The organism is Klebsiella sp. KP20-425-1 (genome assembly GCF_025813515.1).
GTDB classification, from domain to species: Bacteria; Pseudomonadota; Gammaproteobacteria; order Enterobacterales; family Enterobacteriaceae; genus Klebsiella; species Klebsiella pneumoniae.
This window is the reverse complement of sequence record NZ_CP109614.1, coordinates 1,115,810-1,134,424: the sequence shown is the minus strand read 5'-3', so window position 1 is coordinate 1,134,424 and position 18,615 is coordinate 1,115,810. Positions and strand designations below refer to the sequence as shown.

The 18,615-nt window shown below is 60.7% G+C and carries 19 protein-coding genes; 10 read left to right on the top strand and 9 right to left on the bottom strand.

Features of this window, described 5'->3' with window-relative positions; genetic code table 11:
- Nucleotide 1: 1 nt before the first annotated feature.
- The 5 genes from srlB (at nt 2) to gutQ (ending at nt 3,477) form a co-directional block, all read left to right on the top strand.
- Entirely contained in the window at nt 2-364 is a 363-nt protein-coding gene (gene srlB, locus OHJ17_RS05630) for a PTS glucitol/sorbitol transporter subunit IIA (RefSeq protein WP_004174693.1), read from the top strand.
- Nucleotides 365-376: 12 nt separating this feature from the next.
- Nucleotides 377-1,156 carry a sorbitol-6-phosphate dehydrogenase gene (gene srlD, locus OHJ17_RS05625; protein ID WP_002914815.1) on the top strand — a complete coding sequence of 260 codons (780 nt, stop codon included), beginning with the start codon at nt 377-379 and terminating at the stop codon, nt 1,154-1,156.
- Nucleotides 1,157-1,313: 157 nt separating this feature from the next.
- Nucleotides 1,314-1,673, top strand: a complete 360-nt coding sequence (gene gutM / locus OHJ17_RS05620) for a transcriptional regulator GutM (RefSeq protein WP_004145754.1) — start codon at nt 1,314-1,316, stop codon at nt 1,671-1,673.
- Nucleotides 1,674-1,739: 66 nt separating this feature from the next.
- Nucleotides 1,740-2,513, top strand: coding sequence for a glucitol operon DNA-binding transcriptional repressor SrlR (srlR, locus tag OHJ17_RS05615; protein ID WP_002914817.1), 774 nt, complete (start codon nt 1,740-1,742; stop codon nt 2,511-2,513).
- Nucleotides 2,506-3,477 (top strand): arabinose-5-phosphate isomerase GutQ, encoded by a 972-nt coding sequence (gutQ, locus tag OHJ17_RS05610; RefSeq protein ID WP_032433474.1) that lies wholly within the window; start codon nt 2,506-2,508, stop codon nt 3,475-3,477. Before srlR ends, gutQ begins: the two co-directional genes overlap by 8 nt.
- Here the strand turns inward: gutQ and norR are convergent.
- Nucleotides 3,440-4,990: a nitric oxide reductase transcriptional regulator NorR gene (gene norR / locus OHJ17_RS05605; RefSeq protein ID WP_025862085.1), complete on the bottom strand. Its 1,551-nt coding sequence runs from the start codon at nt 4,988-4,990 to the stop codon at nt 3,440-3,442. The genes gutQ and norR overlap by 38 nt on opposite strands.
- A 187-nt stretch (nt 4,991-5,177) precedes the next feature.
- On the opposite strand from norR, the gene norV reads away from it, so the two are divergent.
- Together norV and norW are read left to right on the top strand one after the other, a co-directional pair.
- A complete protein-coding gene (norV, locus tag OHJ17_RS05600) occupies nt 5,178-6,626 on the top strand; it encodes an anaerobic nitric oxide reductase flavorubredoxin (protein WP_004145759.1) in 1,449 nt (482 codons plus the stop codon).
- Complete coding sequence (norW, locus tag OHJ17_RS05595) at nt 6,623-7,756, top strand: NADH:flavorubredoxin reductase NorW (RefSeq protein ID WP_002914823.1); 1,134 nt, start codon at nt 6,623-6,625, stop codon at nt 7,754-7,756. The genes norV and norW overlap by 4 nt, the downstream gene beginning before the upstream one ends.
- 96 nt (nt 7,757-7,852) lie before the next feature.
- On the opposite strand, the gene OHJ17_RS05590 is transcribed toward norW, so the two are convergent.
- The 4 genes from OHJ17_RS05590 to OHJ17_RS05575 all read right to left on the bottom strand — a co-directional run bounded on the left by OHJ17_RS05590 (nt 7,853) and on the right by OHJ17_RS05575 (nt 12,783).
- On the bottom strand, nt 7,853-8,866 hold the full coding sequence (locus OHJ17_RS05590) for a HoxN/HupN/NixA family nickel/cobalt transporter (protein ID WP_004181028.1): 1,014 nt from the start codon (nt 8,864-8,866) through the stop codon (nt 7,853-7,855).
- Nucleotides 8,863-11,097: a carbamoyltransferase HypF gene (hypF, locus tag OHJ17_RS05585; protein WP_032433475.1), complete on the bottom strand. Its 2,235-nt coding sequence runs from the start codon at nt 11,095-11,097 to the stop codon at nt 8,863-8,865. The genes OHJ17_RS05590 and hypF overlap by 4 nt, the downstream gene beginning before the upstream one ends.
- Nucleotides 11,098-11,105: 8 nt before the next feature.
- Nucleotides 11,106-11,633, bottom strand: coding sequence for an electron transport protein HydN (gene hydN / locus OHJ17_RS05580; protein ID WP_002914875.1), 528 nt, complete (start codon nt 11,631-11,633; stop codon nt 11,106-11,108).
- A 136-nt stretch (nt 11,634-11,769) separates the two neighbouring features.
- Complete coding sequence (locus tag OHJ17_RS05575; RefSeq protein ID WP_004174685.1) at nt 11,770-12,783, bottom strand: LacI family DNA-binding transcriptional regulator; 1,014 nt, start codon at nt 12,781-12,783, stop codon at nt 11,770-11,772.
- Between the two features lie 267 nt (nt 12,784-13,050).
- Here OHJ17_RS05575 and ascF point away from each other — a divergent pair, with 267 nt between their 5' ends.
- The 3 genes from ascF to OHJ17_RS05560 all read left to right on the top strand — a co-directional run bounded on the left by ascF (nt 13,051) and on the right by OHJ17_RS05560 (nt 16,434).
- Nucleotides 13,051-14,493: a PTS cellobiose/arbutin/salicin transporter subunit IIBC gene (gene ascF / locus OHJ17_RS05570; RefSeq protein WP_002914879.1), complete on the top strand. Its 1,443-nt coding sequence runs from the start codon at nt 13,051-13,053 to the stop codon at nt 14,491-14,493.
- Between the two features lie 26 nt (nt 14,494-14,519).
- Entirely contained in the window at nt 14,520-15,944 is a 1,425-nt protein-coding gene (locus OHJ17_RS05565) for a 6-phospho-beta-glucosidase (RefSeq protein WP_004181034.1), read from the top strand.
- Nucleotides 15,945-16,125: 181 nt separating this feature from the next.
- The gene (locus OHJ17_RS05560; RefSeq protein ID WP_002914883.1) at nt 16,126-16,434 is read left to right on the top strand and encodes a SymE family type I addiction module toxin; all 309 of its coding nucleotides are present in this window, start codon (nt 16,126-16,128) and stop codon (nt 16,432-16,434) included.
- Here the strand turns inward: OHJ17_RS05560 and hycI are convergent.
- Genes hycI through OHJ17_RS05540 form a run of 4 tightly spaced genes read right to left on the bottom strand, consistent with a single transcriptional unit; the run spans nt 16,431 to nt 18,610 of the window.
- Complete coding sequence (gene hycI / locus OHJ17_RS05555) at nt 16,431-16,901, bottom strand: hydrogenase maturation peptidase HycI (RefSeq protein WP_004174683.1); 471 nt, start codon at nt 16,899-16,901, stop codon at nt 16,431-16,433. The two genes, OHJ17_RS05560 and hycI, sit on opposite strands and share 4 nt — an antisense overlap.
- Nucleotides 16,894-17,304: a formate hydrogenlyase maturation HycH family protein gene (locus OHJ17_RS05550; protein WP_002914887.1), complete on the bottom strand. Its 411-nt coding sequence runs from the start codon at nt 17,302-17,304 to the stop codon at nt 16,894-16,896. The genes hycI and OHJ17_RS05550 overlap by 8 nt, the downstream gene beginning before the upstream one ends.
- Complete coding sequence (locus OHJ17_RS05545; RefSeq protein WP_002914891.1) at nt 17,301-18,068, bottom strand: NADH-quinone oxidoreductase subunit B family protein; 768 nt, start codon at nt 18,066-18,068, stop codon at nt 17,301-17,303. The genes OHJ17_RS05550 and OHJ17_RS05545 overlap by 4 nt, the downstream gene beginning before the upstream one ends.
- Nucleotides 18,068-18,610 (bottom strand): formate hydrogenlyase complex iron-sulfur subunit, encoded by a 543-nt coding sequence (locus tag OHJ17_RS05540; protein WP_032421753.1) that lies wholly within the window; start codon nt 18,608-18,610, stop codon nt 18,068-18,070. The genes OHJ17_RS05545 and OHJ17_RS05540 overlap by 1 nt, the downstream gene beginning before the upstream one ends.
- Between the last annotated feature and the right edge of the window lie 5 nt (nt 18,611-18,615).

The following is an 18,615-nucleotide window of genomic DNA, read 5'->3' as shown; positions in this document are numbered from 1 at the left end:
GATGACTGTGATTTACCAGACCACCATTACGCACATCGGCGCCTGCGCGACGATGGCGCTGGAAGAGCAAATGCTGATCACCTTCCGCGAGGGCGCCCCGGCGGATATCGAAGAGTACTGCTTTATTCACAACCACGGCGAGCTTGCTGGCACGCTGCAGCCGGGGGCAGAGCTGCAGCTTGGCGAACAGCGCTACCCGGTGACCGCCGTCGGCGAGGTCGCTGAACAAAACCTGCGCGAGCTGGGCCACATCACCCTGCGCTTTGACGGCCATCGTGAAGCGGAGTTCCCAGGTACCGTCCATGTGGCGGGCCCGGTGCCGGACGCCATCGCGCCCGGCTGCGTACTGAAGTTTGTTGCTTAAAAGGAGAGAGAGATGAATCAGGTTGCTGTTGTCATTGGCGGTGGACAAACCTTAGGAGAGTTTCTGTGCCGCGGGCTGGCCGCCGAGGGCTACCGCGTGGCGGTGGTCGATATTCAAAGTGAAAAAGCCAGCCGCGTCGCCCAGGAGATTAACGCTGAATATGGCGAAGGTATGGCGTACGGCTTCGGCGCCGACGCCACCAGCGAGGCCAGCGTCACCGCCCTGGCCCACGGGGTGGATGAGATTTTTTCGCGCGTCGACCTGCTGGTATACAGCGCCGGGATCGCCAAGGCGGCGTTTATTAGCGACTTCGCGCTGGGGGATTTCGACCGCTCGCTGCAGGTCAATCTGGTGGGCTATTTTCTCTGCGCCCGCGAGTTCTCGCGGTTGATGATCCGCGACGGCATTAAGGGGCGGATCATTCAGATCAACTCGAAATCCGGCAAAGTCGGCAGTAAGCACAACTCCGGCTACAGCGCGGCGAAGTTCGGCGGCGTCGGGCTGACCCAGTCGCTGGCGCTGGATCTGGCGGAATATGGCATTACCGTGCATTCGCTGATGCTCGGCAATCTGCTGAAGTCGCCGATGTTCCAGTCGCTGCTGCCGCAGTATGCCACCAAGCTCGGTATCGATGAGAGCGAAGTCGAGCAGTACTACATCGACAAGGTGCCGCTGAAGCGCGGCTGCGAATATCAGGATGTGCTGAACGTATTGATGTTTTACGCTAGCCCACAGGCGTCGTACTGCACCGGGCAGTCGATCAACGTCACCGGCGGCCAGGTGATGTTTTAACAGGTTCCCGGATGGCGCTGCGCTTATCCGGGCTACAAAACTGTAGGTCGGGTAAGGCGTTAGCCGCCACCCGACAAAAAAACGGCACCGCGGGTCGCTCGGGTTAGGCGCTCGCGCCGTGACCAGGGCTGTTCCCGCCCCCCTTAAGGAGAGACCTATGGTTACTGCATTAATCATCGTCGCCGCCATCGCCTGGCTTACCCAGCTGGCCTTTGGCGGCTGGCAGATCCGCCGCTTCAATCGCGCCTTTGATAGCCTGTGCCAGCAGGGGCGGGTGGGCGTCGGCCGCTCCGCCGGGCGCTTTCAACCGCGCGCCATCGTCGCCATCGCCGTCGATGATAACGACCGCATTAGCGACACGCTGCTGATGAAAGGCTTCACCATTTTCGCCAGTCCGCAAAAGATCCCGGCTCTGGCAGGCAAACATATTGCGGAATTGCAGCCTGATGTGATCTTTCCCCATGATCCGCGCTGTCAGAATGCACTATCATTAGCGCTTAATCCGAAACATGGATAATTTCGTTGTAAAAGTAAATATCTTGCGAAATTATCACTTCGAAACTTAAACGCAGGATAGACGCCTATGAAACCACGTCAGCGCCAGGCAGCCATTCTCGAGTTCCTGCAGTCGCAGGGAAAGTGCTCGGTCGAAGAGCTGGCGCAACACTTCGATACCACTGGCACCACCATCCGCAAGGATCTGGTCACGCTGGAAAACGCCGGCACCGTCATTCGCACCTACGGTGGCGTGGTACTCAACAAGGATGAAGCCGATCCGCCGATTGACCATAAAACGCTGATCAACACCCATAAAAAAGCGCAGATTGCCGAGGCCGCCGTGCGATACATCCACGATGGCGATTCAATTATCCTCGACGCCGGCAGCACCGTGCTGCAGATGGTGCCATTGCTGAGTCACTTTAATAACATCACGGTGATGACCAACAGCCTGCATATCGTCAACGCGCTATCAGAGTTCGATAACGAGCAGACCATCCTGATGCCGGGCGGCACCTTCCGTAAAAAATCGGCCTCTTTTCACGGCCAGCTGGCGGAAAACGCCTTCGAACAGTTCAGCTTCGACAAGCTGTTTATGGGCACCGACGGTATCGATCTGAACGCCGGAGTCACTACCTTTAATGAGGTCTATACCGTCAGCAAAGCGATGTGCAACGCCGCCCGCGAAGTGATCCTGATGGCCGACTCATCCAAGTTTGGTCGTAAAAGCCCCAATATTGTCTGCGGCCTTGAACGCGTGGATAAATTGATTACCGATGCCGATATTGACCCGGAATTCCAGCGGGCGCTGGAAGCCAAAGGTATTGAAGTCATTATTACTGGAGAACATCATGAGTAACTTTTTGTTAGAGGCCGGACGCCAGACCCTGATGCTTGAGCTGCAGGAGGCGAGCCGCCTGCCGGAGCGCCTGGGCGACGACTTCATCCGCGCGGCGGAAACCATTATCCACTGCGAGGGCAAACTGATTGTCTCCGGTATCGGTAAATCCGGCCACATCGGTAAAAAGCTGGCGGCAACCTTCGCCAGCACCGGCACCCCGGCCTTTTTCGTCCATCCGGCGGAAGCCCTGCACGGCGATCTCGGCATGCTCGATAGCCGCGACGTGATGCTGTTTATCTCCTACTCCGGTAGCGCGAAAGAGCTGGATCTCATCGTGCCGCGGCTGGAAGAAAAAGGCATTCCGCTGCTGGCGATGACCGGCAAATCCACCTCGCCGCTGGCGCTGGCGCTGGCGGCGAAAGCGGTGCTGGATATCGCCGTGGAGCGCGAGGCCTGCCCGATGCATCTGGCGCCAACCTCCAGCACCGTCAATACGCTGATGCTGGGCGACGCGTTGGCGATGGCGGTGATGCAGGCGCGCGGTTTCAATGAAGAGGATTTCGCCCGTTCCCACCCGGCGGGCGCCCTCGGCGCGCGGCTGCTGAACAAAGTGCATCACCTGATGCGTCGTGATGAAGAAGTGCCGCGGGTCAATACCGAGGCCAACGTCATGGACGCCATGCTCGAACTAAGCCGAACCGGACTCGGCCTGGTGGCGGTCTGCGATGAAGCCAACCGCGTGCAGGGCGTTTTCACCGACGGCGACCTGCGCCGCTGGCTGGTTGCTGGCGGTACGCTCAACGATGGCGTCACTCGGGCGATGACCCGCAACGGCGTAACGCTGCAGGCGGATAGCCGCGCGGTGGAAGCCAAAGAGCGGCTGATGAAACACAAAATCAGCGCCGCGCCGGTAGTGGATGAGAACGGCCAACTGGTCGGCGCCATTAACCTGCAGAACTTTTACCAGGCGGGGATCCTTTAAGCCCCAGACGTTTCGCCAGCCGATGCAGGTTGGCGACGTCCAGTTCCAGCGCTCGGGCGGTCGCCGCCCAGTTGCCCTGGTTCGCCTCCAGCGCGCGGCTAATGGCTTCTCGCTGAAAAGAGTCGGTCGCCTCGCGCAGATTGATGTTTCCCGTCGCGGGCGCCGCTGCCGCCGTCTCAGTCGGCAACATCGGCGCCGCCACCGCAAACTGGAAATGCTGCGGCTCCAGGACCACTTCATCACCGGCCTGGGTGGCCCGCGCCAGCACCACCGCCCGATGGATAGCATGCTCCAGTTCGCGCACGTTGCCCGGCCAGGACCACTGCTGCAGCCGGTTTCGCGCCGCCTCAGCCAAAATGACCCGCGCCAGCCCCATCCGCAGGCGGCACTGCTCGCAGAAATAGCCCGCCAGCAGCACCACGTCACTTTCCCGCTCGCGTAGCGGCGGAACCGACAGCGGGAAGACGCTCAGCCGATGGTACAGATCGGCGCGAAAGCGCCCTTCCACCACCTCCTGGCGCAGATCGCGGTTCGTCGCCGCCAGCACCCGCACATCGACCCGCAGGCTGCGGTCATCGCCGACGCGCTGAATATCGCCATACTGCAGCACGCGCAGCAGTTTGGCCTGCAGCGCCAGCGACAGTTCGCCGATTTCGTCAAGAAACAGGGTGCCGTTATCCGCCATCTCAAATTTACCGCTGCGGTTGCTGATAGCCCCGGTAAATGCCCCTTTCACATGGCCGAACAGCTCGCTCTCCGCTACGCTTTCCGGCAGCGCCGCGCAGTTGAGGTACACCAGAGGGTTGGCGGCTCGCAGCGACCCCTGATGCACCGCCTTCGCCACCAGCTCTTTGCCGGTGCCGGTTTCGCCGCTGATCAGCACGTTTAAATCCGAGGCGGCGACGATATCGATCTCTTTTTTCAGCTGCAGCATGGGCCCCGACAGGCCGATGATCTCCTGGCGCTCCGGCAGCGGGTAATTCACCGCCTGCGCCGGCAGGACGTTTTGCGCTTCAAGGCGGGCGATAAGCAGCGCATTATTCAGCGCCCCGGCCACCAGCGCGGCAATCAGCCGCAGCTCTTCATCGCTGAAGCTATCGAAACGATCGGCATCCATGCCGTCCAGGGTCAGCGCGCCAATCAGCGTCTGCCCGGCAAACAGCGGCAGTCCCACGCAGGCATGGACTTTGAGGCTCTCATGACCGGGGATCAGCCCGTCATAGGGGTCGGGCAGGTCGCTATCCGCCGGGAAGCGCACCACATCCCCGGCGCGCGCAATCGCCTCCAGCCGCGGGTGTCCTTCCAGGGCAAAGCGCCGACCGAGCACATCCTGCGCCAGGCCATCGATCGCCAGCGGCACAAACTGATGCGCCTCATAGCGCAGCAGCGCCGAGGCATCGCAGCCAAGAATTTGCCGCAGGGTAGTAATCAGGCGCGAAAAGCGGTCGGTGTGACCAATATCACTTTGTAAATCTATGGCGATTCTCGCCAGCTCGTCGACGGAAAAACTCATTGCCGCTCCATTGTCATTTTGACAATACGCATTGTCATATCGACTATTTTAACCATTGTCATTTTGACAACAACCAAAATCAGAAAAAATTAAAAAAAGATAATTATCAATGAATTAAAAAGTTGGCACGCAACTTGATATAAGCCAGTCAACTGAGTTTAAACACACTGTATTGATTGAGGTTGCTATGTCTATTGTGGTGAAAAATAACATTCTTTGGGTTGGCCAACGTGACTGGGAAGTGCGTGATTTCCACGGCACCGAATATAAAACGCTGCGCGGCAGCAGCTACAACAGCTATCTCATCCGCGAAGAGAAAAACGTGCTGATCGATACCGTCGATCATAAATTCAGCCGCGAGTTCGTACAGAACCTGCGCCGCGAAATCGACCTCGCCGACCTCGACTATATCGTCATTAACCACGCCGAAGAGGACCATGCCGGCGCGCTGACCGAACTGATGATGCAGATCCCGGATACGCCGATCTACTGCACTGCCAACGCCATCGACTCGATCAACGGCCACCATCATCATCCGGAGTGGAACTTCCACGTGGTGAAAACCGGCGATACTCTCGACATCGGTAACGGTAAACAGCTGATCTTCGTGGAAACGCCGATGCTGCACTGGCCGGACAGCATGATGACCTACCTGACCGGCGACGCGGTGCTGTTCAGCAACGACGCCTTCGGCCAGCACTATTGCGACGAACATCTGTTCAACGATGAAGTGGACCAGACTGAACTGTACGAACAGTGCCAGCGCTACTACGCCAACATCCTGACGCCCTTCAGCCGCCTGGTGACGCCGAAAATTACTGAAATCCTCGGTTTCAACCTGCCGGTGGAGATGATTGCCACCTCCCACGGCGTGGTCTGGCGCGATAACCCGACGCAAATCGTCGAGAAATACCTCGAGTGGGCGGCGGATTATCAGGAAGATCGCATCACCATCTTCTACGACACCATGTCCAATAATACCCGCATGATGGCGGACGCCATTGCCCAGGGGATCACCGAGGTTGACCCACGGGTAGCGGTGAAAATCTTTAACGTCGCCCGCAGCGACAAAAACGACATCCTCACCAATGTTTTCCGCTCGAAAGGCGTACTTGTCGGCACGTCCACCATGAACAACGTGATGATGCCGAAAATCGCCGGGCTGGTGGAAGAGATGACCGGGCTGCGTTTTCGCAATAAACGCGCCAGCGCCTTTGGCTCGCACGGCTGGAGCGGCGGCGCGGTAGACCGCCTGTCCACCCGCCTGCAGGATGCCGGCTTTGAGATGTCGCTGAGCCTGAAAGCCAAATGGCGCCCGGATATCGACGCGCTGGAGCTGTGCCGCCAACACGGTCGCGACATCGCCCGCCAATGGGCCCTCTCGCCGCTGCCGGTTGCTGAAGCAGCGACAACGCCGGAACCACAGGACTGCGCCTGTGCCGCGGCCGCGGCCGCCGATCTCGGTCCCATGATGCAGTGCAGCGTGTGCCAGTGGGTCTATGACCCGGCGAAAGGCGAACCTAATCAGGATGTACAGCCGGGTACGCCGTGGAGCGAAGTGCCGGACAATTTCCTCTGCCCTGAGTGTTCTCTTGGCAAAGATGTCTTTGACGTACTGGCGACGGAGGCAAAATGAGTGATGGCATCGTCATCATCGGCTCGGGCTTCGCGGCCCGCCAGCTGGTGAAAAATATTCGTAAGCAGGATGCGCAAATCCCGCTGACCCTCATCGCCGCCGATAGCATGGATGAATACAACAAACCGGACCTCAGCCATGTCATCAGCCGCGGACAGAAGGCCGACGATCTGACCCTGCAAAGTGCCGGCGAGTTCGCCGAGCAGTACACTCTGCGTCTGTTTCCCCATACCTGGGTAAGCGATATCGACGCCGAAAACCGGTTAGTGAAGAGCCACGATAACCAGTGGCGCTACGACAAACTGGTGCTGGCCACCGGCGCGACGCCGTTTATCCCGTCGGTGCCGGGGCGCGAGCTGATGCTAACGCTCAATAGCCAGCGCGAATATGGCGCGGCGCAGAGCCGGCTGCACGACGCGAAGCGCGTGCTGATCGTCGGCGGCGGCCTGATTGGCTGCGAACTGGCGATGGATTTCTGCCGCGCCGGTAAAGCGGTAACGGTAGTCGATAACTCCGCCAGCGTGCTGGCGGCGCTGATGCCGCCGGAGGCCAGCAGCCGCCTGCAGCATCGGCTCACCGAGATGGGCGTACATCTGATGCTGAAAACGCAGCTGGAGGGGCTGGAGCAAACCGCCGACGGCATTCGCGTCAGTCTCGATCGCCAGCGCGCGATAACCGTCGATGCGGTGGTGGCCGCCGCCGGCCTGCGCCCGGAAACGTCGCTGGCGCGCCACGCCGGACTGCAGATTAACCGCGGTATTGTGGTCAATAGCCAGCTGCAAACCAGCGACCCGGCGATTTATGCGCTCGGCGACTGTGCGGAAATCAACGGCGTGGTACTGCCGTTCCTGCAGCCGATTTTACTCAGCGCCATGTGCCTGAGTAAAAATCTGCTGGCGCAGGCGGGAGAACTCAAGCTGCCGCCAATGCTGGTGAAGGTGAAAACCCCGGATCTGCCGCTGCATCTGGCCGGCGACACCCGCCGCGACGATCTGACGTGGAACATCGTAGCCGCCAAAGAGGGGCTGGTGGCGAAAGGCGTGGATGCCGAAAACCAGCTGCGCGCCTTTGTGGTCAGCGAAGACAAAATGAAGGAAGCCTTTGCGCTGCTCAAACAACTGGTAAGTTGATGGTTTTCCCGGCTTGCGGCGTAAACGCCTTAGCCGGGCTACGGTATTGTCCTGGTAGCCCGGCTAAGCGCAGCGCAAGCCGGGAACATATCCAGCCTAGCGCGCCAGATTGTCGTAGCCGCGCCAGCGATAGTTAAGCACCGATAGCGCCCAACAGGCGACAAACAACCCGACCACCACAAATCCGGCGTCGCCGAGGTTGTCGTTTAACGCCCCTACCCAGCGCCATATTCCGCCGCTGAGCGCAAACTTATCCATCAGCAAACCCAGCGCTTCCAGGCCGCCGATAAACAGCGCCACCACCACCGAGGTGCCGGTGATGGTCATATTGTAATAGAGCTTGCGCTGCGGTTTGCTGAACGCCCAGCCGTAGGCGCCGACCATCAGCACGTTATCGAGGGTATCCACCAGCGCCATACCACTGGCGAACAGCGCCGGGAAGACCATAATCGACCAGACGGAAATCCCGCTCGACGCACCGGCGGCGGAGATACCCAGTACGCCGATTTCGGTGGCGGTATCAAAACCGAGACCAAACAGGAAACCGACCAGGTACATCTGCCAGCTGCGGCTTATCAGACGGAAGGTCTTGCCAAACAGCCAGCTCATCACCCCGCCGCCGCTGACGATTTCGTCGCTCACCGGCTCTCCGCGCTTCCATGCCCGAAAGCTGCGCCACACGCTGCGTAAAATCACCAGGTTGATAAAGGCCATCGCCAGTAAAAACAGGGCCGACACGGCGGTGCCGATAACGCTACCGGTATCATGCAGCCAGCTCATCTGCGTGCTGAAGGCGGTGGCGGTCGCGGCAATCGCCGCCGAGGCCAGCACCACAATCGATGAGTGGCCCAGCGAAAACCACGCCCCGACGGCGAAAGGCCGCCGCCCCTGCTGCATCATCTTGCGGGTCACGTTATCAATCGCCGCAATATGGTCGGCGTCCACCGCGTGGCGCAGGCCGTAACCCCAGGCCAGCAGGCTGGCGGCCATCAGCGCGCCGCTGTCGCCAAAGGCCTGCAGCGCCCAGCACCAGGCCAGAAAATTCGCCGCGATCAACCCCAGCACCAGACCCGCGGCGCGCGGCTGCTGGCGTAAAACTGTCATTATCATGGTTGTATTCCTTGAGCCTGCCCGCGGGCGGCGGCGATCACCGCCTGACCATAGGCGATTGCGCCGTCGCCGGCCGGCAACTGCTGTGCAAACAGCAGAGTAAAATCCGCCAGATAAAAGGTCAATCGCGCCGCCAGCAGGCGGTTATGCAGCACCCCGCCGCTGCAGACCATCGTGTCGATGCCGCGGACGGTGGCGCAGTCGCGGGCCATCGCCGCCAGTCCACAGGCCAGGGCGTCATGGAAGGCCCAGGCTTTCTGCGCCGGAGTCGCCTGCCAGCTCAGCCATTGCCGCCAGAAGGTCGCTAAATCCAGCGCGTCGTCGCGCCACGGCAGCGTAACCGGGTGGCTGACGCCGGGGCAGCTGGCGGCCAGCGCCTCCAGCCGACAGGCCGCTTCGCCTTCATAGCTCAGACTCTCCGGCGCGCAATCCAGGGCGCAGGCAACGGCATCAAACAGCCGTCCGCAGGATGAGGCGCGCGGCGCGTTAATCCCGCGCTCGATGGCCTGCGCCAGCAGCGGCCAGTTGCGCTGGCGCAGGGTGGCGGCCTGCGGATAATCCTGCCAGTCAGGGACAAAGGCCAGACAGTGGGCCAGCAAATTTCGCCACGGCTGGCGTGCCGCCAGGTCCCCCCCTGGCAGCGCGACGGCCGGCAGCCCGCCAAGATGTTCGCATTCGCGATAGTTGACCCGCAGGCACTCCCCGCCCCACAGCGCGCCGTTCTCCCCCATACCAATACCGTCGAGTGTCAGGGCGATAACGTCCCCGCCGTCAAGCGGCCAGCGGTGCTCCGCCAGGCATGCCGCGGCGTGGGCATGGTGATGCAGCACTGTCTCCAGCGGCAGGGGCAGGGAGGCCGCCCACTGCGTTGAGCGATAGCCGGGATGGGCATCAACCACCACCCGCTGCGGCACAAACGCGTAAATGCTCTGCATCAGCTGCAGGGCGCTGCGCCACTGCTGTTCAACACCTTCCTCGCCAAGATCGCCAAAGTGCTGGCTCAGCACCGCTTCGCTGCCGCGCGCCAGGCAGAAGGTATTTTTCATATCCGCGCCGAGAGCCAGCAGCGGCGGGATGTCTCCTAGCCCCGGCGGCAGCGGCAGCGCGTCCGGGACGTAGCCCCGGGCGCGGCGCAGCATTTCACCGCTTGAGCGCACCAGTGAATCATCCATCCGCTGTACGATGTCGCGATTATGCAAGAGAAAGCCGTCGGCAATGTCGGCTAACTCATTGAGCGCCTGAGCATTGCTTAACGTCGGCGGACGGCCGCTAAGGTTGCCGGAGGTCATTACGATGGGGCGCGCCAGGCCCTGCAGAAGCAAATGCTGCAGCGGATTAGACGGCAGCATCACCCCAACTTCCGCAAGCCCTGGCGCAATCTCGTCGCACAGGCCGGAGACCTGCGCTTTGGCAATCAGCACGATGGGGGCCGCAGAGGAGCCCATCAGCGCCGCGGCGTCGGCGGGTAAGCCCGCCGCTGACGGCAACATCACCGCCAGCGGTTTCGCCGGACGGTGTTTTCGCGCCCGCAGCGTGGCAACGGCTGCGGAATTACCGGCGTCGCAGGCCAGATGAAAGCCGCCGATGCCTTTTATCGCCACGATGTCGCCCGCCGCCAGCCGGGCGATAGCCGCCTGCAGCGCCGCCTCGCCGTCCAGCGTTTCCCCCTCTGCCCGCCATTCCAGTCGCGGCCCGCAGTCGGGACAGGCCACCGGCTGGGCGTGAAAACGGCGATCGGCAGGATCGCGGAATTCCGCCTCACAAGGGGAACAGAGCGGGAACGGCGCCATTGCGGTGAAGGGCCGGTCGTAGGGCATGGCGCGAATAATGGTCAGCCGCGGCCCGCAGTGGGTGCAGTTGATAAAAGGATAGCGGTAGCGGCGCGCCCGGGGATCGTTCATCTCCGCGAGGCACGCCGGGCAGGTCGCGGCATCGGGCACGATCTGAGTGCGCATCCGTCCCGTCCCGCTCTCGCGAATGGTGAAATCCTGCGGCAGAGCCGCCCAGCGATAGGGGGTGCAGGCGGTACTGTCGATCCGCGCCAGCGGCGGGCAGTGGTCAGCCAGAGCGGCAGTAAAACCGTCGTCGCCCCCGACCAGCCGCACCAGTACGCCGTCGCCGTCGTTACAGACATCGCCGCAGCGGGCCTGCGCCCGGGCCAGCTGCCAGACAAAGGGGCGGAAACCGACCCCCTGCACTTTACCGCGAATGCGGATTTGCACCCCGTTCATGCCTTGACTTACCAGGCCAGCGCCGTACGGCGACGTTTCTCGATATTCATCTGCTCAAGTTTGTTGCGGTCAACGCACACCAGGGCATGCGTCGGGCACACTTCCATGCAGGCCGGGCCGCTCTCGCGGTGGAAGCAGAGATCGCACTTGTTGGCTTCGGCTTTTTCCGCCACGACGTTCAGTCCGGCGCCGCTATGGCGGATCACCGGGCGCACCACCACCTCCATCGCCCCGTACGGGCAGGCGACGACGCAGGTTTTGCAGCCGATGCAACGCTCCTGCATCACATGGACAAAGCCTTTATCGCGGCTGATGGCGCCGTTCGGGCAGACATTGGCGCAGGGGGCGTCTTCACACTGACGGCAGGCGGTCGCCGTGGAAACATTGACCCCTTTGATCACGTGAATACGCGGCTGAAAGGTGTGAGGCGTCAGGGAGGCGCAGTCCTGATGTTCCTGATGGGATACCACGCAGGCCACTTCGCAAGTGCGACAGCCGATACATTTGCTCGCATCGGCGATAATGAAACGGTTCATCCATTTCTCCAGCAGTAAGAAGGTTACGCGCCGGAGTATGCATAATACGTTCCAATTTTTTAATATATTGATTATAAAGACTATTATAGCTGCGGTTTGCTGTCATCGTCAGTAGTGACGATGACAGCTGACGACGTCAGGCACAGGGGCCCGCCACCAGCGACTCGCGTTCAATCAGCGCTCCGGGAAAGCTTTGCTGAAAGTTGAATTCCCCGCCATCCAGCATAAAGATCAGCCGATTGATGCTCTCTTTAATCATCTCCGTCACCGGCACCCGGACGCTGGCGAGCGACGGCACCATATACGGCGCAAGAGCAATATCGTCAAACCCCACCACCGAGACCTGTTCCGGCACCTTAACGCCCAGCTGGTGAAGCTGCTTCATCGCCCCGATGGCCATATCGTCATTGCTCGCCACCAGCGCGCTGTAGGTAACCCCGCGCTGACGCAGGCTCTCCACCCCCGCCGCCCCGGTTTCCGGCGTCCAGCGCCCTTCGGCGATAAGCGCCTCGTTCAGGGCGATGCCGTGGCCAGCCAGCGCGTCTTTGTAGCCGGCGAGGCGTTCGACGCCGGTGGGCGAGTCAAGGGAGCCGGTAATAAAGGCGATATCGCGATGGCCAAGCGCAATCAGCCGCTCCACTACCCGCATCGCCGAGGCTTTTTGATCGGACCAGACGCAGTGGCTGGCGTGGCGGCGCAGGCGGCGATTAAGCACCATGATCGGCTGCGAGTGGTTCTCAACGATCTCGTCCATCTCATCAACGGTGAGAAAGCGCGGGTAGATGATGATCGCATCGCAGCGCAGATCCAGCAGGTACTGGATCGCCTCCCGCTCCTCTTGCGCGCTGTGCTTGCCGTCAGCCAGGATCAGCTGCCGCCCTTTATCCTCCGTCATCCGCGCCACGTGATACAGCAGTTCGCTAAAATAGACGCCGTGGTACAGGGTATTGGTCACCACCAGGCCGAGGGTTTGCGTGGTTTTGGTCGCCAGGTTGCGCGCCAGCAGATTAGGCCGGTAGCCGCTCTCCGCCACCGCCTTAAACACCCGGTCTTTGGTCTCCTGGCTGACATAGCCGTTGCCCGACAGCACCCGCGAAACGGTCGCCTTCGATACCCCCGCGCGCTTTGCGACCTCCAGCATCGTTGCCATGTGATTCTTCCTGTTGCAAAAGTTGCAGGCAGTGTACTGCACGTTTCCCGCTTTTACAGCACTCCCCTGTTCATCACCGCGATCCTGCTCACGGCGACGCTTAGCGATCAAAATCACAAAATTGAGATCATATTTTTTTATTTCTTGTGCAATTAAATGAAACTCACCATGATTTTGTGGAACCGGTTTCCTATAAAAACATGGTATCGCCCGGCGATGCGGGGCGGTGGCAGATCAGTACCCTATTGATAAACAGGATAAAATCCGATGTCGAAAAATTATGCAGCCCTGGCGCAACAGATAGTCGCGGCAATCGGCGGGGTCGACAACGTCGCCGCCGTTACCCACTGTATGACCCGTCTGCGCTTCGTGGTTAAAGACGACGAACAGGTCGATAGCTCTACCCTGAAAGGCCTGGCCGGGGTGCTCGGCGTCGTGCGCAGCGATAACCAGTGCCAGGTGATCATCGGCAACACTGTCTCCCAGGCCTACCGCGAGGTGGTGAATCTGCTGCCAGGCGACCTGCGCCCGGCTGAGCCGCAGGGCAAAGCGCCGCTGACCCTGAAACGCATCGGCGCCGGGATCCTCGACGCGCTGATCGGCACCATGTCTCCGCTGATCCCGGCGATTATCGGCGGATCGATGGTCAAGCTGCTGGCGATGATCCTCGAGATGAGCGGCGCGTTGCCGAAAGGCTCGCCGACGCTGACCCTGCTGGCGCTTATCGGCGACGGCGCATTTTTCTTCCTGCCGCTGATGGTGGCCGCCTCCGCGGCGGTGAAATTCAAAACTAATATGTCGCTGGCTATCGCCATCGCCGGGGTGCTGGTGCATCCTGGGTTTATCGAATTGATGGCCAAAGCCGCCCAGGGAGAACACGTTGAATTCGCCTTTATTCCGGTTACCGCGGTGAAATACACCTACACGGTGATCCCGGCGCTGGTGATGACCTGGTGCCTGTCGTATATCGAGCGCTGGGTGGATCGCATTACCCCGGCGGTGACGAAAAACTTTCTGAAGCCGATGCTGATCGTGCTAATCGCCGCCCCGCTGGCGATCCTGCTGATTGGCCCGCTGGGCATCTGGATCGGCAGCGCCATTTCCGCGCTGGTGTATACGATCCACAGCTATCTGGGCTGGTTGTCGGTGGCGATCATGGGCGGGCTGTGGCCGCTGTTGGTGATGACCGGTATGCACCGCGTCTTTACGCCGACCATCATTCAGACCATCGCCGAAACCGGCAAAGAGGGTATGGTGATGCCGTCGGAGATCGGCGCCAACCTGTCGCTCGGCGGCTCTTCGCTGGCGGTGGCGTGGAAAACCAAAAACCCGGAGCTGCGCCAGACGGCGCTGGCCGCCGCGGCATCGGCGATTCTGGCCGGGATTTCCGAACCGGCGCTGTACGGCGTGGCGGTGCGCCTGAAGCGCCCGCTGATCGCCAGTTTAATCAGCGGCTTTATCTGCGGCGCGGTGGCAGGCATTGCCGGACTGGCCAGCCATTCGATGGCGGCGCCGGGGCTGTTTACCAGCGTGCAGTTTTTCGATCCGGCCAATCCAATGACCATCGTCTGGGTGTTTGGCGTGATGGCGCTGTCGGTGGTGCTGTCGTTTGCCCTGACGCTGATCCTTGGCTTTGAGGACATTCCCGTTGAGCAGGCCGCTGCCGACGCCAGAGCGCGCCAGGCCCGGGCCCAGGCATCCCACGCCTGAATACACTATTGATAATGAGGTAATGCATGGCGAGTTTCCCACAGGGATTTTTATGGGGCGGCGCACTGGCCGCCAACCAGTCTGAAGGCGCTTATCTTGAAGGCGGTAAGGGGCTGACCACCGTGGATACCCTTCCCCACGGCGCCCATCGCCTGCCGGTAAAATTAGGCCTGGAGAAGCGCTTTACGCTGCGTGAAGACGAATTTTACCCCAGCCACCAGGCGATCGATTTTTACCATCGCTATAAAGAAGATATCGCCCTGATGGCCGAGATGGGGTTCAGCGTCTTTCGCACCTCCATCGCCTGGAGCCGCCTGTTCCCACGCGGCGACGAACAGCAGCCGAATCCGCAGGGCATCGCCTTCTATCGCTCACTGTTCGAGGAGTGCAAAAAGCACGGTATCGAGCCGCTGGTCACCCTGTGTCATTTTGACGTGCCGATGCATCTGGTGATGGAGTACGGCTCCTGGCGCAACCGCAAAATGGTGGATTTTTTCAGCCACTACGCCCGCACCTGCTTTGAAGCTTTTGACGGCCTGGTGAAATACTGGCTCACCTTCAATGAAATCAACATCATGCTGCACAGCCCCTACTCCGGCGCCGGTCTGGTGTTTGAAGAGGGTGAAAACCAGGAGCAGGTGAAGTATCAGGCCGCGCATCACGAGCTGGTGGCCAGCGCGCTGGCGACGAAAATCGCCCATGAGATTAACCCGCAAAATCAGGTCGGCTGTATGCTGGCCGGCGGTAATTTCTACCCTTACTCCTGCAAGCCGGAAGATGTATGGATGGCGCTGGAGAAGGACCGCGAAAACCTGTTCTTTATCGATGTCCAGGCCCGCGGCGCCTATCCGGTGTGGGCCGCGCGGGTGTTCCGGGAAAAAGGGGTCACGATTGCGAAACAGCCGGGCGATGACGAGATCCTCAAAAACACCGTCGATTTCGTCTCCTTTAGCTACTACGCGTCGCGCTGCGCCTCGGCGGAGATGAACGCCAGCAACACCAATGCCGCCAACATCGTCAAGTCGCTGAAGAACCCGCACATTCCGGCCAGCGAATGGGGCTGGGGCATCGACCCGCTGGGCCTGCGCATCACCATGAACATGATGTACGACCGCTATCAGAAACCGCTGTTCCTGGTGGAAAACGGGCTTGGCGCCCGCGATGAGATCGATGCCAATGGGGACATCAATGACGACTATCGCATCAGCTACCTGCGCGAGCACATCAGGGCAATGCGCGATGCTATCGGCGACGGCATTCCGGTGATGGGTTACACCAGCTGGGGCTGCATCGATCTGGTCTCGGCGTCCACCGGCGAGATGAGCAAGCGCTACGGCTTTGTCTATGTCGATCGCGACGATGCCGGCAACGGCACCCTGGCGCGTAAGCGTAAAAAGTCATTCTTCTGGTACCAGAAGGTGATAGCCAGTAACGGCGCCGATCTCGACTAAGCACCCTCGCCCACGAGCGCCCGTTCCCCGCGCTAACCGGGGGACGGACGTCGGCTATCTGTTGCATCCATTACATGCTTTTTTCTCGAGCCTGATTCCAGTTTCTGGTTTGCCACCTGTTTACAATAACTGGTATTTTATCCAGTACTTTTACCGGGGTATCTTCAGCAAGGAGCACATCATGAGCGCACAGCACCCTACCGCAGCCAGAGGGATAGCCAGGGCCATTCGCCAGTTAACCGTGGGATATGTCAGAAAACGCCATGAGGACCGCAAAACGCGGGAGACGCGGCGCTACACCCGCCACGCGGCATTAAGCTTAAACGGCGACTGGCTGGAGCAGGCGGGGTTTCCGGTCGGCACGCAGGTCAGAGTCTCGGTGTCGCCCGGTAAATTAGTGATAGAGAATCTTGAGCTGGCAGCGCCGGGAACGGGGCTCCCGTCCGGCCAGTCGTGCGCCGGCGGAGAGCCCGGTTCGCCACAGGGCTAGTCGTCCGCGGCCTCCAGCTGAGTAAAGCCGCCCTTGCCCTGCCAGCCTGCCAGCTGCTGATACACCCGGGCAACGGCCTCTTTCACCGGCTGGGTCATCGGATAATAAAAACCGACGATATCCGGCTGAATGCCGAGGAAAATCACCTCGCCGACGTCTTCTTTCAGCTGATCGACCAGATAGTTGAGCGGCATGTTATGGGTGGTCATCATAAACATCTCGGCGATGTCGTCGGGATCGATGATGCGAATGTCGCCGGGGTTTAGGCCCATATCGGTGGCATCGACAATCAGCAGGCGTTCGGGTCGTAATTCGCGGATCGCCACGATGTCGTTTTCCGGCGCGCTGCCGCCGTCGATGACCACCCACTGGCCGGCCGGGTTCGCCGCGCACATCTCCGCCAGCAGCGGGCCGGCGCCGTCGTCGCCCATCATGCTGTTGCCGACACAGAGTAAAACGTCAGTCACGTAATCTCCTCACCATCAGGTAGATGGCGCTCTCCTGGTGAATATCATGCAGCATGCTGAGCAGGGTTTTGCTCCACGCCTGCTGCTGCGGGGTCTGCGCGGACTGCGCTTTATCAAAGGCGTTGGCCAGCATCGCCACATGACTGCTGTCGATGACGATTTCGCCATACTTCGGCACGCCCTCCATTTTGCGCCGCGCGGCGCTTCCGGCCTCAAGGGTGGCGATCCATGCCAGATACGCGTCCCATGGGCAGCTCAGCGCCGCCTCCAGACAGTCGATGACGCCGAGGTGGTGGCCAATCGCCAGGCTGTAATAGACCACCTGCTGCGCCTGATCCGGCGTGGCGTCGTTCTCATCAATAAATTTACGGCTCAGCTGACTGAACACCACCGTCTCGCTCATCGGATACGCGCCCCCTCGACCACCTGGTTGAGATGGGTGACGATCTCGGTCAGACGCGGATCTTTCTCCGCCTCCAGCCAGCGCAGCACCTGGCTGTCGCCCTGGCCAAGCAGACGCATATAGTCATCGGCAATCTGCCGTCCATAGCGATAGCCCGCCAGACGCCGCGCTTCGCGATCGATGCGCACCCGCAGAGGCTGCACCATATCGGCATGCAGCAGCTCGGTCGGCTGTTCGTCGAGCTCACCCGGCAGACGGGCATGAATTTTCTGCTCCAGCAGGCCAAGCGCCATGGCGAAGCCGTACAGCGTGGCGGCTGGCGTCGGCGGGCAGCCCGGAATATAGACGTCGACCGGTACGATTTTATCGGTACCGCCCCAGACGCAGTACAGGTCGTGGAAGATGCCGCCGCTGTTGCCGCAGGCGCCGTAGGAGATACAGATCTTCGGATCCGGCGCCGACTGCCAGGCGCGCAGCGCCGGGGAGCGCATCGCGCGAGTCACTGCCCCGGTAAACAACAGAATATCGGCATGGCGCGGCGAAGGCACCACCTTAATCCCGAAGCGTTCAGCGTCGAACAGCGGCGAAAGGGTGGCGAAAATTTCGATTTCGCAGCCGTTGCAGCCGCCACAGTCGACGCGGTAGACGTAGGCCGAACGTTTAATCTTCTTCAGTAGCGAGGCCTTCATGCTGGCGATGGATTCATCCACCGTCATCGGCACGGGAATGCCGTTTTCATCGCGCGGGCCAAGTAAAGTACTCATCAGCTGGCCTCCCTCATATGGCGGGTCAGTTCAATACGATCGGACGGCACCAGGCATTTCTGGCGCTTGCATTCCGGGCAGGTTTCGAAGCTTTCGCGGTGCAGCTCGGCGCGGGTATCGCCGTTATGCTTGAGCAGCGCGATGGCGTAGTCGATCTCCTTCTGCACCGCGAACGGACGCTGGCACTCCCGGCAGTGGCAGATAGCGAAGCGCGACTGCTGGAGGAAATCCTCTTTCTTCCACACCGCCAGCTCATACTCCGGCGACAGCTTAATCGCCGCCGTCGGGCACACCTCTTCACAGCGACCGCAGAAGATACAGCGCCCGAGGTTGAACTGCCACGCCAGCTGGTTAGTGGCCAGATCGATCTCAACCGTCAGGGCGTTCGACGGGCAGGCGTTCACGCAGGCCGCGCAGCCGATACACTGCTGTGGCGTATGCTCCGGCTTGCCGCGAAAGTTTTTGTCTACCGGCATCGGCTCCAGCGGGTAGGCGTGCGTCGTGGTGCCGGTCTTAATAACTTTTTTAATAAAGGTAAACATGGCGA